The 15,427-nt window shown below is 47.2% G+C and carries 17 protein-coding genes; all 17 read left to right on the top strand.

Annotated elements, in window-relative coordinates:
* The first annotated feature begins 7 nt into the window (after nt 1-7).
* The 17 genes from accC (at nt 8) to AC3WTJ_RS09205 (ending at nt 15,416) form a co-directional block, all read left to right on the top strand.
* Entirely contained in the window at nt 8-1,366 is a 1,359-nt protein-coding gene (gene accC, locus AC3WTJ_RS09285; RefSeq protein WP_157319926.1) for an acetyl-CoA carboxylase biotin carboxylase subunit, read from the top strand.
* A gap of 83 nt (nt 1,367-1,449) precedes the next feature.
* Nucleotides 1,450-1,863: an Asp23/Gls24 family envelope stress response protein gene (locus AC3WTJ_RS09280; protein ID WP_127449647.1), complete on the top strand. Its 414-nt coding sequence runs from the start codon at nt 1,450-1,452 to the stop codon at nt 1,861-1,863.
* A gap of 88 nt (nt 1,864-1,951) precedes the next feature.
* A complete protein-coding gene (gene amaP / locus AC3WTJ_RS09275) occupies nt 1,952-2,512 on the top strand; it encodes an alkaline shock response membrane anchor protein AmaP (protein ID WP_127449649.1) in 561 nt (186 codons plus the stop codon).
* Nucleotides 2,513-2,526: 14 nt separating this feature from the next.
* Nucleotides 2,527-2,754: a DUF2273 domain-containing protein gene (locus AC3WTJ_RS09270; protein ID WP_127449651.1), complete on the top strand. Its 228-nt coding sequence runs from the start codon at nt 2,527-2,529 to the stop codon at nt 2,752-2,754.
* Between the two features lie 164 nt (nt 2,755-2,918).
* Nucleotides 2,919-3,377, top strand: coding sequence for a transcription antitermination factor NusB (gene nusB, locus AC3WTJ_RS09265; protein ID WP_492521528.1), 459 nt, complete (start codon nt 2,919-2,921; stop codon nt 3,375-3,377).
* A gap of 50 nt (nt 3,378-3,427) precedes the next feature.
* Complete coding sequence (gene folD / locus AC3WTJ_RS09260; RefSeq protein WP_492521527.1) at nt 3,428-4,294, top strand: bifunctional methylenetetrahydrofolate dehydrogenase/methenyltetrahydrofolate cyclohydrolase FolD; 867 nt, start codon at nt 3,428-3,430, stop codon at nt 4,292-4,294.
* Nucleotides 4,295-4,302: 8 nt separating this feature from the next.
* Nucleotides 4,303-5,673, top strand: a complete 1,371-nt coding sequence (xseA, locus tag AC3WTJ_RS09255) for an exodeoxyribonuclease VII large subunit (RefSeq protein ID WP_492521526.1) — start codon at nt 4,303-4,305, stop codon at nt 5,671-5,673.
* Entirely contained in the window at nt 5,660-5,914 is a 255-nt protein-coding gene (gene xseB / locus AC3WTJ_RS09250; RefSeq protein ID WP_127449659.1) for an exodeoxyribonuclease VII small subunit, read from the top strand. The genes xseA and xseB overlap by 14 nt, the downstream gene beginning before the upstream one ends.
* 10 nt (nt 5,915-5,924) lie before the next feature.
* Nucleotides 5,925-6,821, top strand: a complete 897-nt coding sequence (locus AC3WTJ_RS09245; RefSeq protein ID WP_492521668.1) for a polyprenyl synthetase family protein — start codon at nt 5,925-5,927, stop codon at nt 6,819-6,821.
* A gap of 117 nt (nt 6,822-6,938) precedes the next feature.
* Nucleotides 6,939-8,825 (top strand): 1-deoxy-D-xylulose-5-phosphate synthase, encoded by a 1,887-nt coding sequence (gene dxs, locus AC3WTJ_RS09240; protein ID WP_492521525.1) that lies wholly within the window; start codon nt 6,939-6,941, stop codon nt 8,823-8,825.
* A gap of 38 nt (nt 8,826-8,863) precedes the next feature.
* Complete coding sequence (locus AC3WTJ_RS09235) at nt 8,864-9,697, top strand: TlyA family RNA methyltransferase (RefSeq protein WP_492521524.1); 834 nt, start codon at nt 8,864-8,866, stop codon at nt 9,695-9,697.
* A gap of 244 nt (nt 9,698-9,941) precedes the next feature.
* The gene (locus tag AC3WTJ_RS09230) at nt 9,942-10,394 is read left to right on the top strand and encodes a hypothetical protein (protein ID WP_492521523.1); all 453 of its coding nucleotides are present in this window, start codon (nt 9,942-9,944) and stop codon (nt 10,392-10,394) included.
* Between the two features lie 2 nt (nt 10,395-10,396).
* Nucleotides 10,397-10,846 (top strand): transcriptional regulator AhrC/ArgR, encoded by a 450-nt coding sequence (ahrC, locus tag AC3WTJ_RS09225; protein WP_127449667.1) that lies wholly within the window; start codon nt 10,397-10,399, stop codon nt 10,844-10,846.
* A 15-nt stretch (nt 10,847-10,861) separates the two neighbouring features.
* Nucleotides 10,862-12,592: a DNA repair protein RecN gene (gene recN, locus AC3WTJ_RS09220; RefSeq protein ID WP_492521522.1), complete on the top strand. Its 1,731-nt coding sequence runs from the start codon at nt 10,862-10,864 to the stop codon at nt 12,590-12,592.
* Between the two features lie 118 nt (nt 12,593-12,710).
* Nucleotides 12,711-14,051 (top strand): SpoIVB peptidase, encoded by a 1,341-nt coding sequence (gene spoIVB / locus AC3WTJ_RS09215; RefSeq protein WP_174806719.1) that lies wholly within the window; start codon nt 12,711-12,713, stop codon nt 14,049-14,051.
* A gap of 232 nt (nt 14,052-14,283) precedes the next feature.
* Nucleotides 14,284-15,087, top strand: coding sequence for a sporulation transcription factor Spo0A (spo0A, locus tag AC3WTJ_RS09210; protein WP_157319935.1), 804 nt, complete (start codon nt 14,284-14,286; stop codon nt 15,085-15,087).
* Between the two features lie 101 nt (nt 15,088-15,188).
* Nucleotides 15,189-15,416: a helix-turn-helix domain-containing protein gene (locus tag AC3WTJ_RS09205; protein ID WP_492521521.1), complete on the top strand. Its 228-nt coding sequence runs from the start codon at nt 15,189-15,191 to the stop codon at nt 15,414-15,416.
* Nucleotides 15,417-15,427 lie beyond the last annotated feature (11 nt).

Here is a 15,427-nt window from a genome sequence, read left to right as displayed (position 1 = left end):
AAAATTAATGAAATTTCATAAAATCCTAATAGCGAACCGAGGAGAAATAGCTGTTCGTATTATCCGAGCTTGCCGTGAGTTGGGCATTTATACGGTGGCTGTATATTCGGAAGCAGATCGTGAAGCGCTGCATGTGCGACTTGCTGACGAAGCCTATTGTATTGGTCCGACTGCGTCCAAGGACAGCTACTTGAACTTCACGAACCTGATGAGTGTTGCCACACTGACAGAATGTGATGCCATTCATCCCGGTTATGGATTTTTAGCGGAAAACGCCGACTTCGCAGAAATTTGCGAAAGCTGCAACATTACGTTCATCGGTCCTTCACCTGACGCCATTAGCCGTATGGGCGACAAGGCGGTTGCCAAGCAAACGATGAAAGACGCGCGCGTGCCAATTATTCCAGGGTCTGACGGCTTGGTTGAAAACGTGGAAGACGCAATCGTCATCGCAAGAGATATCGGGTATCCGGTTATCATTAAGGCGACAGCCGGCGGCGGCGGTAAAGGGATTCGTATTGCCGAAAATGAAGAGACGCTTGTCTCCCAAATTACGGCTGCGCAACAAGAAGCACAAAATGCTTTCGGCAACGCCGGTATTTATTTGGAAAAATATTTAACGGGCATGAAGCATGTTGAGATTCAAATTTTAGCGGACAAACATGGCAACGTCGTTCACTTGGGTGAGCGTGATTGTTCCGTACAGCGCCGTAGACAGAAACTCGTTGAGGAAGCTCCTTGTCCAATCCTGACGCCTGAAACGCGTGCAGCGATGGGGCAGGCAGCCGTTCGCGCAGCTCTGGCTGTTAATTATTCGGGTGCAGGAACACTTGAGTTCTTGCTTGGACCTGACGGTAATTTCTATTTCATGGAAATGAATACGAGAATCCAAGTCGAGCATCCCGTAACTGAAATGATTACCGGTATCGACATTATCCAAGAGATGATTAGCGTTGCTGAAGGCAATCCGTTATCCTTCTCGCAAGATGATGTTCGTATCAATGGCTGGGCGATCGAATGCCGTGTAAATGCGGAAGATCCGAACCGGAACTTCATGCCTTCAGCAGGTCAAGTGAAATTCTATTTGCCTCCTGGTGGTTTTGGGGTTCGCGTAGACAGCGCCGTTTATCCGGGCTATACGATTCCTCCACACTATGATTCTATGATCGCCAAACTTATCGTCTGGGGAAGTACGCGCGATGAAGCGATTGCCCGCATGAAAAGAGCGCTCACGGAGTTTGCCGTTGACGGTGTTAACACAACGATTCCGTTTCATCTGAAGCTGCTTGAACACAAGAAGTTCATCAAAGGCGACCATGATATTAAATTCCTGGAAGAGCACGATGTGAACGATGCAGATTCATAGATAATCATTTGTCATATTTTTGGCAAAATGGTATAGTTATAAATTAAGGATGGCTTATCCAAAAATTATTAGGAGGTGCCACAATGAGCACAATCGCTCCGGATTACGTCAAAACAGACATGGGCAGCATCCAAATTGCCCCCGAGGTTATTGAAATCATTGCCGGTTTGGCAACGGTGGAAGTGCAAGGAGTAGCGGGGATGAGCGGTGGACTTGCTGGCGGCATTGCTGAATTGCTTGGACGCAAGAACTTGTCCAAAGGCGTAAAGGTAGAAGTCGGACAACGTGAAGCTGCCATTGACGTCTCCATCATTATCGAATATGGGAATCGCATTCCCGAGGTTGCTAGCGCCATTCAACAGAATGTCAAGCACGCAATCGAATCAATGACGGGACTTAGCGTCGTTGAGGTTAATGTTCATATTCATGATGTTCATTTTAAACAGGCAGAGAAACCGGTTGAAGAAGAAACAGCAGCTGCTGGTCGAGTGAAATAAGGCGGAATTGCTGCATCCATATGGATCATTGAAACCCCCTACAGCATGCAGGGGGTTTCCTCTAACTATAGGAAGGGGACAAGCTTACGTGGGTAAAATTGTGGACAGGCTCTTGCTGCTTCTCTATAGCCTAATTATTTTCGTTGCATCTATCCTTGTATTGTTCACAGCATCGAGCTGGATCCCATTAGAACAAGTAGGTCAACTGCTGCGTAATTTCTATTACGAGAAGAACTACGCATATCCGGCCATCGTTATCAGCTTGGTTATGCTGCTAATTTCTGTTCGGTTTCTCATTCTAACGCTTCGCCGCGGCCGCGCTCAAGCGCCATCGATTGATCAACGCACGGATTTTGGCGATATTCGCATTTCTATGGAAACCGTCGAGAATTTATCTTTGAAAGCTGCTGGTCGTTCGAAAGGTGCCAAGGATCTGCGCGCACGTGTAAGAGTGAATCAATCAGGACTTGAAATTACGCTCAGAACCGTGGTGGATGGGGAAAGTTCGATTCCTGAACTCACAGAAGAGATGCAAAGTACTGTGAAAAGTTACATAGAGGACATTACCGGCATTCCCGTAGCTTCCGTAACCGTATTCGTAGCAAATATCGTGCAATCAGCCCCAACGTTTAAAAGCCGAGTCGAATAGAGGTGAACCCACTCATGTGGAACGAATTGTGGGAGTCCCATAGGGGCAAAGTGATCGGAGTGGCAGCAGGCATTTTCTTCGGCTTCATTTATTTATTTTTTGGATTCTGGGATATGCTGATCTTTGGATTCATTGTTCTGGTCGGATTTTATATTGGGAACAAACTGGATCGCAAGGAAAGTTTCGTCATGCTTGAAGACATTTGGCGCTATCTCACGCAAAAATGGAGAATGTTTCGCTAAAATCCCTGGTACATCCATGGATTTTTTTGTTTGGATTGGCTCCATTATGACGTATACTAACAAAAAGAGCTTAAAAAAGGACGAAAACGGTTTTGCCTAGCAAAACTCAAAGTTTACGCTTACGAAGACAGTTTTGCTAAAGCAAAACTCTTAGGAGGAACAAAATGAAACGCAGAGTTGCACGAGAGCTTGCTGTACAAAGTTTATACCAAATCCAGATGAATGAGGCTACTCCTCAGGAAGCTGTCCAAATCGCCGTTCATGAAGCGGAAAATGACAATGAAACGCAATTGGAAATCAAAGGGGACAAAATTAATTCAGCTTACATTTTGGAGCTGGTTGAGGGGACATATAGCAACAAAGTTCGCATTGATGAGCTGCTTGAAGAGTATTTGAAAGGCTGGGCTATGGACAGGCTGTCACGCATTGATCGTGAAGTGCTGCGTCTGGCTGTCTACGAAATGCTCTACCGAGACGATGTTCCGCCGAAAGTTGTCGTAAATGAAGCCATTGATTTGGCGAAGCATTATGGCACGGACGAATCCGGAAAATTCGTCAACGGTGTTCTTGGTAAAATGATCAAGGAAGTCGAAGATTTGAAAAGTAAGGTCACACCAACTTAACTTAACAGCTTACGAAGATGATGTTCACAACATTTTTAGGGGGAAAAGACATGTCTGGTCAAGTTATTAATGGAAAAGAATTGGTAAGTTCTATTCGTGAGGAAATTCGGGCGGATGCTGCAGCGCTTACAGCGAGTGGCCATCAACCAGGCCTTGTGGTTGTGATTGTAGGGGAAGACCCGGCTTCGCAAGTGTATGTTCGAAATAAAGCAAAGGCATGCGACGACGTAGGCATTTATTCGGAAGTACACCGTCTGCCTGAAGCTACGACTCAGCAAGAATTAATCGCACTCATTCACAAATTTAATAGCGACAACAAAATTAACGGCATTCTTGTACAATCACCCCTGCCTAAACATATTGATGAAGAAGCAGTTGTGGATGAAATCGACCCATTGAAAGACGTGGATTGCTTTCACCCCGTGAATGTTGGGAATTTAATGATCGGTAAAGACGGTATGAAGCCTTGTACGCCTCACGGAGTTATTGAAATCTTGAAACGCACAGGGGTAGAAATCGCTGGGAAACACGCTGTTGTCGTTGGAAGAAGCAATATTGTTGGAAAACCAATGGCTATGTTATTGCTGCGCGAGCATGCAACGGTTTCTATTGTTCATTCACGTACCCCGAATATGGAAGAAATTACGAAGCAAGCGGATATTCTTGTTGTTGCCGTAGGTAAAGCGCATTTAATTAAAGCTAATCACGTAAAACCAGGCGCTGTTGTCATCGATGTGGGGATGAATCGTCCTGCTGATGGCAAGCTGACAGGCGACGTTGATTTCGAAGCGGTAAAAGAAATAGCAAGCGCGATTACACCGGTACCGGGCTGTGTGGGACCAATGACGATTACGATGCTGCTTCGCAATACGGTGGATGCTGCAAGCCGCGCCACTAAAGTGAATGTGAGTGTTTAACCGAGCTTATGGGTAGAAACGAGACGAAGATTTTTTCTGTCAAGGATTTAAACCGTTACATTAAATTGCTGCTTGAAGGCGACAATCGCCTTCAGGATGTGTGGGTGCGAGGGGAGATTTCCAACTTCACGCATCATTCCAGCGGACATATGTATTTTACGCTGAAGGATGCCGATGGCAGACTGAAGAGTATCATGTTCGCCTCCCATAACCAGAGGCTAGGCTTCATCCCCAAAGAGGGTACCAAGGTGATTGCCCGAGGTAATATTTCCGTGTATGAACGGGACGGCGCTTACCAGTTCTATGTGACGGCGATGCAGCCGGATGGCATCGGCAGCTTGTATTTAGCTTTCGAGCAGCTGAAAAAGAAGCTCGAAACGGAAGGGCTGTTCGCGGCGGAGCGCAAAAAACCGATTCCTCGGTTTCCGCGCGCGATCGGCGTGATCACCTCCCCGACGGGGGCTGCGATCCGTGATGTCATCATCACGCTTCAGCGGCGCTTCCCGTCGGTACAGATCCTCCTGTACCCCGTACTTGTACAGGGGACAGGAGCAGCTCCTTCGATCGTCAAAGCGATCGAAGCGATGAACCGCCTCGGTGAAGCCGACGTGCTCATCGTGGGCCGCGGAGGCGGCTCACTGGAGGAGCTGTGGGCGTTCAACGAGGAAGCCGTGGCGCGGGCGATTGCAGCTTCCGCGATTCCTGTCATCTCGGCCGTCGGCCACGAGACGGACTTCACGATCGCGGACTTCGTCGCCGATCTGAGAGCCCCGACGCCCACGGCGGCGGCGGAGCTCGCCGTGCCCAGCACGCTGGAGCTGAAACAGCAGCTATCGCAGCAGGCGCAGCGCCTGCACTACGGGCTGCTCCAGCAGCTGCGCCGCAAGCAGGAACGGCTGGAGCGCGCGAAGCGCTCGCCGTTCTTGACGAACCCCCGCAGGCAGCTGCTGATGCAGCCTGCGGAAAGGCTCGACCGGCTGGCGGAGCAGCTCGGTTACCGGATGCGCCAGCGCGTTCAGCGGCTGGCGGAGCGGCACATGAAGCTGGAGCGTACGCTCAGCAGCTTCAATCCCAAAGAGCAGGCCGTGTTCGCAAGGCGGCGCCTCGATACCTCGGGGCGGCAGATGCTCACGGCCATGCAGACCCTCCTGCGTGCGAAGAAGCAGGAGTGGCAAGCCAGCGTCCGTCATCTGGACGCCCTCAGCCCGCTGAAGGTCATGCAGCGCGGCTACAGCTTGGCGTATGACGAAGAGGACCAAGTCCTTATTCGATCCGTTAGCCAGGTGAAGGTTGGGGATCATGTGAAGATTCGCCTCAAGGACGGCAGATTGGACTGCCAAGTATCGGGGATGGAGGAGAACCAAAATGTCAACGAATGAAACGGAAGTTAGTTTTGAAGTCGCAATTGAGCAATTGGAGCGTATTGTGGCGCAATTGGAAAGCGGCGACGTGCCTTTGGAGAAAGCGATTGAGCTTTATCAAGAAGGTGTGCGGCTCTCTCACTTGTGCGGTGTGAAGCTAGAGCAAGTCGAGAAGAAAATTGAGATGCTGGTTGAAGGGGAAACAGGCACTGTAAACAGGAAGCCTTTCCAACCTGTCTTGGAAGATAAGGGGAATTAGGTTGAAGACAATGTCCACTATTCGTGAATATATTGCTTCGAATGCTGAACTGGTCGAAGCAGCACTAATACAAGCACTCCCTGCGCAATGGAATGTACCTGCCTCTCTGCGTGAGTCCATGAACTATTCACTGATGGCTGGCGGGAAACGGCTGCGGCCTATTCTCGTTCTGGCGGCAGCTGAGGCGCTTGGCGGATCTGGGGCTGCGGCATTACCTGCAGCACTTGCGATTGAAATGGTGCATACGTACTCCTTGATTCATGATGACCTCCCTGCGATGGATAATGATGATTACCGCAGAGGGAAACTGACGAATCACAAAGTATACGGGGAAGCCATGGCTATCCTGGCCGGAGACGCTCTGTTAACACATGCCTTCTACAGCATCACGCAAGCTCACAAAGTACATGGCATCCCAGCGGAGCGAGTGCTTGCCATTACAGAAGAACTTGCCGCATACGCGGGAGCAAGAGGTATGGTTGGCGGTCAAGCCGCTGATATGCTCGGAGAACAGGGCTTAACGAAGCTTGAAGAGTTGGAGTTCATCCATCTGCATAAAACGAGTGATCTTATCGTATTTTCGCTGCGGGCGGGCGCACATATTGCCGGAGCCACACCAGGGCAGCTAGCTGCGTTAAGTGAATTCGGGAATGCAATCGGACTTGCTTTTCAAATTCAAGATGATATTTTGGATATTATCGGGGATGAGCAGAAGCTCGGTAAGCCGGTGAAGAGCGATGAGAAGCAGCAAAAGGTGACTTACCCGTATTTTATTGGACTCGAAGCTTCCGAGATGAAGGTCAAAGAATTGACCGAGAAGGCTAAAAAAGCGCTTCTGCAAGGCGGGTTTACGAATCCGGAGCGGCTGTTTCAGCTTGCTGATTATTTAATGGAAAGAGATCATTAAAGGTTTATTTTACATATTTTGTTGTTACTTTGGGTGGATTTTCACGATTTGCCCAAAACTATGATATAATGTTGAAATGAATCACAGTATTTTCACATTGAAAGTGAGGAAACAAGCGTGCTGCTCGAACAAATCAATCGACCTGAGGATTTGAAACGGTTATCCATGGCGGAGCTTGAGGTATTGGCTGGTGAAATCCGTCAATTTCTGATCGAAAAGTTATCCGTTACAGGTGGACATCTGTCCTCGAACTTAGGTGTGGTTGAGCTCACCATCGCTTTACATACCTTGTTCCACAGCCCCTATGATAAATTGCTTTTTGATGTGGGTCATCAGGCGTATGTGCACAAAATTTTGACAGGCCGCAAGGATAAGTTTGATACATTGCGTAAGTACAAAGGCTTGTGTGGGTTTATCAAGCGATCTGAAAGTGAACATGACGTCTGGGAAGCCGGACACAGCAGTACCTCTTTATCCGCAGCGATGGGCATGGCCATGGCGCGTGATCTCAAAGGCGAACACAACAAAGTCGTTGCCATCATCGGTGACGGTGCCATTACTGGCGGCATGGCGTTAGAAGCCATGAATCATATTGGTCATGAGAAGAAGAATATTATGGTCATTCTGAATGACAACGAAATGTCCATTGCGCCCAACGTCGGGGCGATTCATAACTATTTAAGCAAGATTCGTTCGGATCGCCATTATTTGAAGGCGAAAGAAGAAGTTGAACATTTACTTAAGAAAATACCTGCCATTGGCGGCACGTTGGCTAAGACAGCGGAGAAGCTCAAGGACAGTCTCAAATATTTTGTATTAAACGGAGTTTGGTTTGAAGAGTTAGGCTTTACTTACATTGGTCCCGTTGACGGACATAATTTGCCTGTTTTACTGGATACTTTGAAGCAAGCAGAGAAAGTTGTCGGGCCCGTACTTGTGCATGTCGTCACTACAAAAGGGAAGGGTTACACGCCTGCTGAGCAAGACTCTCATAGCTGGCATGGACCGGGACCTTACAAAATTGAGTCAGGCCAAGTGCTGAAATCGGTTGGACCTCCCATGTATACAGAAGTGTTTGGCAACACACTTATCCAGATGGCTGAACAGGATTCCCGCATCGTGGCGGTTACACCTGCGATGCCAGGGGGATCAGGCTTACTCAAGTTTGCCAAGCAATTCCCAGACCGCATGATCGACGTTGGGATTGCGGAACAGCATGCGGCTACGTTATGCGCAGGTTTGGCCAGCGAAGGATTGAAGCCGGTGTTTGCCGTGTATTCTACCTTCCTGCAAAGAGCTTACGACCAAGTGGTTCATGATATTTGCCGTCCGAAGTTGAACGTGGCCTTTGCCATTGACCGCGCCGGTTTTGTAGGACCTGATGGCGAAACTCATCAAGGCGTATACGATATCGCCTTCCTGCGCTCGTTGCCTAATATGGTGCTGATGATGCCGAAGGATGAGAAAGAATTACAGGATATGATGCAGACAGCTCTTGAATATGACGAAGGGCCAATTGCCTATCGTTATCCTCGGAACAGCGGCGTCGGGGCGAACCTGGATGAAGCGCCGAAAGCAATCCCTATTGGGACTTGGGAGACGCTGCGTGATGGCGATTATGCCGCTGTTTTGGCTGTGGGTCCAATGGTTCAAGTTGCCTTAGAGGCTTCTGAGCAATTAGCCAAAGAAGGAATCAAACTTCGCGTTGTGAACGCTCGCTTCATTAAACCTCTGGATGAATTATATTTACACCAGTTGGCGAATGAATCGATACCGATCATCACGATGGAAGAAGGCGCCATTCAAGGCGGGTTCGGCAGTGCTGTCATGGAGTTTTTTGCAGCTAATCATTTCACAGGATTACATGTTAACGTGATGGGGATTCCCGATTACTTCGTTGAGCATGGATCGGTGAAGGAACAACGTGAAGAGGTCGGACTTACTGCACATAATTTAATTGCCGAAGTGAAGAAGCTCGTGCCTCGCAAAAGACAACGGGCCTAAACGCTGCTACGCTACGAATAGGAGTAAAGACAAACACAATGTCATCGGATAAAGAACGATTGGATTTATTGCTCTTGGAGCAAGGCTATTTTGAAAGCAGGGAAAAAGCAAAGGCCGCCATTATGGCAGGCCTTGTTTTTGCTGATGAAGAACCCGTAGATAAAGCAGGGATGAAGATCAGCCGCAAAGCTGTGCTGAAAGTGAAAGGGGCGCTTCATCCTTATGTAAGCAGAGGCGGCTTGAAACTGGAAAAGGCGTTAAAACAGTTTGAGATCAATCTAGCTGGCGCTGTCATGATCGATATAGGCGCATCCACAGGCGGTTTTACAGATTGTGCGTTGCAGAACGGCGCTTCCAAGGTTTACGCGGTTGATGTAGGTTACAATCAATTGGATTGGTCGCTGCGCAATGATGAGCGTGTTCAAGTGATGGAGAGAACGAATTTCCGTTACACCACAATGGAAGACCTGAACGGCCCGCGGCCAACTTTTGCCAGTATTGATGTCTCTTTTATTTCTTTGCGCATTATTTTACCTCCTCTGAAAGAAATTTTATTGAACGAGGGTGCCGTTGTAGCGCTCATTAAACCGCAGTTTGAAGCAGGACGAGAGAAAGTGGGTAAATCAGGTGTTGTCCGGGATCCAGACGTGCATGCTGAAGTTTTGACCACAGTACTCACTTTTGCAGAAGAGCTTGGTTTTCGATTAAAAGGATTAACATACTCACCGATTACGGGTGGGGAAGGAAATATTGAATTTTTAGCTTACTGGACAAGCGATTCGAATGATGATGCCACGCTTGCTGACGCTGCTTCGCTGAAAGACCTCATTGCCCTTACCGTAAAAGAAGCACAAAAATTGCATGGCAAATAAACTCATCTTTGAGCACCCTTTTTGCGGCCCAGAGATGGGTTTTTTCAGTAGATAAAGAAAGTATAAGTTTTTACATTTGCTTCGCCCTACCTTGACAAACGCGCTTGTCCTAAAGGACGACGAAATCGTTTATCCTTGGTTGACAAGCGCGCTAATCCTGAAAAGCACGACGAAGTCGCTTTTCCTTGCTTCATAAAAAGGATTTACGGATCATATCCGCGAATACTATGGCGAGGTGAGGGACATGGAGAAGGGCGATGTCACAGTCATTTTGCTGATCCTGATTGTAGGTATAGGTTTTCTTTTTTTTCGATTTCAAAGGTGGCTGAATGGGCCAACGAAAAAGCGAATCCGAATTCCGAAACATTCAGAAATTCCTCAGGATGAAGTTGTTGAGCTGCTGGAAGGCGCTGGCTTTGACGTGTTGGCCGGTAAAACAAAAATTCCAATCTCCATGACCGTGAATGATAAAGAGCAGCTGGAAAGCAGGCTATTTATTGACTATTTTGTCCAGAAGGATGATCGCATTTACCTGGTTAAAGTAGCCAAGGAACGGAAGCCGCTTGAAATGACAGGCAGCTCCATTCGCGATATGCTGCTGGCTTACAGTCTTATTTATCCGGAGGCTGACGGGGTGCTTTATGTCGATATGGCCATGAATAAAATCAAAAAAATCACATTCCATATAGAGGTGTAGGCATGAAAGGTCAAAGGCATGTAAAAATCAGGGAAATCATTACGAATAACGAAATCGAGACGCAAGATGAATTGGTGGAGTCCCTGCGGGCGGCTGGTTTCCACGTTACCCAAGCGACGGTTTCCCGGGATATCAAAGAGCTTCATCTCATTAAAATCCCGCTGGATGACGGGAGATACAAATATTCGATGCCGGCCGATCAACGGTTCAACCCTATGCAAAGGCTGCGTAGAGCGCTCAGCGATCATTTTGTGAGCATTGATAGCACCGACAATCTGGTTGTGATGAAATGTCTGCCGGGTACTGCAAACACCATCTGCGCACTGATCGATAATTTGGAGTGGGAAGGTGTCATGGGAACCATTTGCGGTGATGATACGATTCTTGTGATTTGCCGCGGCAAAGAGAAAAGCGTTTCTTTTGTAAACGAAGTTATGTCCTTATTATCTTAAAGCCAGGAGGAATACATGCTTACAGAATTATCGATTCGTAATTTGGCGGTTATTGAACACGTGCATATCCGTTTTAAAATGGGGTTTCATGTCCTTACAGGGGAAACAGGCGCGGGGAAATCCATCATCATCGATGCGTTAACACTCATTGTTGGCGGTAGGGGTTCTTCCGATTTGGTCCGTTATGGAGCAGACAAAGCTGAGATTGAAGCCATGTTCGAGCTTCCGCCGACTCATCCGGTTTGGGATACGCTGACTGAGCTCGGCATTCAAGCGGATCCGGGCGAGCATTTGCTGATCCGCCGGGAAATTACGGCTACTGGGAAGAGCTCCAGCCGAATTAACGGTCAGCTCGTGAATCTTACGATGCTGCGTCAAACAGGGGAATGGCTCGTTAATATCCATGGACAGCACGAGCATCAATCGCTGCTCAACGATGAAGAGCACATCCATTCTCTTGATTTGTTCGGGGATGCGGAAATAGCTGCGGCTAAAAAAATCTATCAATCTACTTATGATGAATATATGAAATTGCATAAGGATTTGCGCGAGCTTCAGGAAACGAGTAAACAAGCGCTTCAGATGCTGGATTTATATCGTTTCCAAATCGATGAGATATCGGCTGCCAAGCTGAAGGCTGGCGAAGATGAAACTTTGGCGGAAGAGAAGCGCAAACTGGCCAACGCAGAAAGGCTGTATCAAAGCACTTCCGAAGCTTACGATTTCCTTTATGCGACGAATCGTGGCTTGGATGCCGCCGGCAAAGCGGTTTCTCGCATTCAGGATATCGTTCAATTGGATCCGGCTAACCTTACGCCACTGCTTGAACAGGCGCAATCCGCCTACTATCAGCTGGAGGATGCCGCTTACCAATTACGCGATTATCGAGAAGGCATTGAGTTCAATCCGTCACGTTTGGATTTTATTGAACAAAGATTGGATACAATTACGTCTCTTCGCCGAAAATATGGAGAGAATATTAAAGAGATCCTGACTTACTTGGAGAAAATAAAAACAGAAGTCGACACGATTGAGAATAAGGACGAGCATATTCAGAAAATTGAGGCGAAGCTTGCTGCGCTCGAAAAGCAATTAAGCATCGCTGCGCTTGATCTTTCTAATTTGCGCCGCGGAATTGCTCAGCAGCTCGCCGTGCAGATTGAGCATGAGCTTCGCGATCTGCAGATGGAACGGACCCAGTTCCGCGTCCAAGTTGAGCAAGTGCTTGACGAGCGCAATGGGATCGAAGTCGAAGGGAAGAAAGTGAAATTTTCGCGCCAAGGGATCGATCAGATTGAATTTATGATGGCGCCTAATCCGGGGGAACCGCTTCGTGGGCTTAGCAAAATCGCTTCAGGCGGGGAATTGTCGCGAATCATGCTGGCCATGAAAACTATTTTTGCGCGAATCGATCAGATTCCTGTACTCGTCTTCGACGAAGTTGACACAGGGGTAAGTGGACGCGCGGCGCAAGCAATTGCTGAGAAAATGTCTAATTTGTCAGGCAGCTGTCAAGTTTTCTCGATTACACATTTACCGCAAGTCGCCAGCTTCGCTGATGTTCATTTCTATATTCGCAAAGAAGTTGATCAGGACAGAACGTTCACCCGGGTGCAAGATATGCCGGATTCCGGACGGATTGAAGAGTTGGCGCGGATGCTCGGCGGGGTCGAAGTAACGGAAACGACGCTGCATCATGCGGGGGAAATGCTTGCCATGGCAAGAAATAAGAAAGCAAGGGCATGAAAGTATAGATAGTCATCATTTTCAGTTATAAAACAGGGGGAGTGGGGTTAACTTATAGGTACGCATTTGACGACGAAGTTCGTCAGGGCCTAAGGATGTGTGAGGGAGCGTGAAGATATTGCAATCCAGCAAAAGGAAAAGATTGTTCGGACTCCTGCTCGTCTTCTTCGTTTGTATGGTAAGTTTGTCTCCGCCTTTTCAAAGTTTTGCCTCTTTCCCCCAAGAACTCCGCTTGTTTAGCGGTCAAGGAAAGCAGCTACAATTAACGATGCCCGTTAGCGCTCAAGTGACGGTCAAAGACACGGACATTGTGAAGGTAAATGGCAATGCTGAGCACTCATTTCAAGTTAATCTGAACGAACCCATTTCATTACAGTCCGATCGCTCTGGGCAAACCGAAATGAAGCTCAAGCTGTTCGGCGCAATACCGATTAAAACAGTGAAAGTGAATGTCGTACCTGATTTGAAAGTCATTCCAGGTGGGCAAACCATCGGGGTGAAGATTAAGTCTGCCGGTATTCTGGTGGTAGGTCATCACTTGGTCACTGTTGCCCCAGACCAAAAAGTTTCACCTGGTGAAGAAGCCAAAATTCAAGTCGGAGATTTGATTACCAAAATCAATGGCAAGGATTCGAAGGATGTCAGTAAGGTTGCGGACCTGGTTGCCAAATCCGGAGAGAGCAAAACGCCTCTGGATCTCAAAATCCTGCGCAACAATGAAGAGATCTCGGTTAAGCTTCAACCCGTTTATGATGTTGTAGACAAGTCTTATCGTTTGGGATTATATATCCGCGACTCAGCTGCAGGTGTTGGCACTCTGACCTTCTATGCGCCTGATCAGGGTGTATATGGAGCTCTGGGACATGTCATCACGGATATGGATACCCAGACGCCAATTATTGTAGGTGACGGGGATATCGTGTATTCTAATGTGACCTCAATTTCCAAAAGCCACAACGGCGATCCCGGCGAAAAACATGCTACGCTTTACAAAGATAGCAAAGTGATTGGCAATATCGAACGTAACACTGCTTTCGGTATCTTCGGCAAAATGTATGCAGCACCTGATCACAGCTTGGATAAAGAAGCTATTCCTGTTGCTTTCGCTGAGGAAGTGAAGGAAGGTCCGGCACAGATTTATACCGTCGTCGAAGGCCAGAAGGTTGAGAAATTCGATATTCAAGTTGTACACGTCTCTAAACAGGACACGCCAGGGACAAAAGGCATGGTCATCAAAATCACAGATCCTCGTTTATTAGATAAAACGGGCGGTATTGTGCAAGGGATGAGCGGCAGCCCCATCATTCAAAATGGGAAACTCATCGGTGCCGTCACGCATGTGTTTGTTAATGATCCTACCAGCGGCTATGGTTGCTTTATCGAGTGGATGCTGCAAGACTCAGGGATCATTCTTAGACCATCAAATGGAGCGACTTTCAAAGAATCAAAGGCGAGCTAAAGCCTTTGGTTCTTTGTTTTATTTTAACCGGATTCTACAAAGGAATATCCGTTTTACTGTGAAATTGTCGAAAAATGTAGTATGCAGAAGATAAATATATTATTATATAAGAAAGTGAAATAAAAGAAAAGAAAAATAATATTCGACAGAAGGAATTTAAGTTGGGGTGTCGAATACCTTTCTTAAGAGAGAAATAACCAAACCTGCCCAGTAGCTAAAGGAGGATTTTACGTTGCAAAAAATTCAAGTTTTACTAGCCGACGATAACCGTGAGTTTACCCATTTATTATCCGAGTTCATTGGTGAGCAAGAGGATATGGAAATTGTAGGGGTTGCGTACAACGGTAATGAAGTTCTTCGTTTTCTCGAACAACAACGCGAATTACCAGACGTACTCATTTTAGATATTATTATGCCTCATCTGGACGGTTTGGGTGTACTCGAAAAAATGAGGGAAATGAACCTCCCTACACAACCCAAGATCATCATGCTGACAGCGTTCGGTCAGGAAAATATTACGCAAAAAGCTGTACAGCTTGGAGCCTCTTATTACATACTAAAGCCTTTTGACATGGAAACGTTAACGAATCGAATCCGCCAACTGGTAGGCAATACGCAAACCAATGCGACAACCTCCTCGGCTTCAACACCTCGCGCGAATGTCGTACATATGCCTAAAGGAAAAAATTTGGACGCAAATATCACCAGCATCATACATGAAATCGGCGTTCCTGCACATATTAAAGGATATCAATATCTTCGCGAAGCGATTACGATGGTGTATAATAACATCGAAATTCTAGGCGCGATTACCAAAACGCTTTACCCAGCAATTGCTGAAAAGTACAAAACGACGCCTAGCCGCGTTGAGCGCGCAATTCGTCACGCGATTGAAGTCGCTTGGACGCGTGGCAACATCGACAGCATTTCCTTTATTTTTGGCTACACGATTAATATCTCGAAATCGAAGCCGACGAATAGCGAATTCATCGCGATGGTGGCGGATAAGCTCAGAATCGAGCATAAGGTTTCTTGAGACAGTTAGAATCTTTATAACCGTATATGGACCCAATGAACCAATTTGGTTTATTGGGTTTTATTGTTTCCTACAACGAGATGAAGCGGAGGATTTTATCCATGAAATATGAACTCGGCAGGTGTCTGCTAAGTGAGCGTTTGCAAGAAAAGGGGATGTCGATGGAGGAATTAGCACAAGATTTGCATTATAAGCCGGAGAAGCTCTCTGATTTCGCGGAAAATAAACGAATTATGCCGCTCAAGTCGGCCATTTCGATTGCCGTTACTTTGGGCTGCGAAGTAAATGATTTATATGAATTAATCACAAGCGAGTCCCCCGTGAATTAACTAAAAAGGGC

It is taken from the genome of Paenibacillus sp. FW101-FHT12H11 (assembly GCF_058790355.1).
Note: the sequence above shows the minus strand (reverse complement) of the source record. Positions and strands in the feature narration are given on the sequence as shown.

Bases quoted from the DNA above. Each gene is read 5' to 3' on its own strand.
- recN (WP_492521522.1), top strand. From the start codon at position 10,862: ATGCTTACAGAATTATCGATTCGTAATTTGGCGGTTATTGAACACGTG.
- AC3WTJ_RS09270 (WP_127449651.1), top strand. From the start codon at position 2,527: ATGTGGAACGAATTGTGGGAGTCCCATAGGGGCAAAGTGATCGGAGTG.
- AC3WTJ_RS09280 (WP_127449647.1), top strand. From the start codon at position 1,450: ATGAGCACAATCGCTCCGGATTACGTCAAAACAGACATGGGCAGCATC.
- xseB (WP_127449659.1), top strand. From the start codon at position 5,660: ATGTCAACGAATGAAACGGAAGTTAGTTTTGAAGTCGCAATTGAGCAA.
- AC3WTJ_RS09235 (WP_492521524.1), top strand. From the start codon at position 8,864: ATGTCATCGGATAAAGAACGATTGGATTTATTGCTCTTGGAGCAAGGC.
- nusB (WP_492521528.1), top strand. From the start codon at position 2,919: ATGAAACGCAGAGTTGCACGAGAGCTTGCTGTACAAAGTTTATACCAA.
- accC (WP_157319926.1), top strand. From the start codon at position 8: ATGAAATTTCATAAAATCCTAATAGCGAACCGAGGAGAAATAGCTGTT.
- xseA (WP_492521526.1), top strand. From the start codon at position 4,303: ATGGGTAGAAACGAGACGAAGATTTTTTCTGTCAAGGATTTAAACCGT.
- AC3WTJ_RS09230 (WP_492521523.1), top strand. From the start codon at position 9,942: ATGGAGAAGGGCGATGTCACAGTCATTTTGCTGATCCTGATTGTAGGT.
- folD (WP_492521527.1), top strand. From the start codon at position 3,428: ATGTCTGGTCAAGTTATTAATGGAAAAGAATTGGTAAGTTCTATTCGT.
- AC3WTJ_RS09205 (WP_492521521.1), top strand. From the start codon at position 15,189: ATGAAATATGAACTCGGCAGGTGTCTGCTAAGTGAGCGTTTGCAAGAA.
- ahrC (WP_127449667.1), top strand. From the start codon at position 10,397: ATGAAAGGTCAAAGGCATGTAAAAATCAGGGAAATCATTACGAATAAC.
- AC3WTJ_RS09245 (WP_492521668.1), top strand. From the start codon at position 5,925: ATGTCCACTATTCGTGAATATATTGCTTCGAATGCTGAACTGGTCGAA.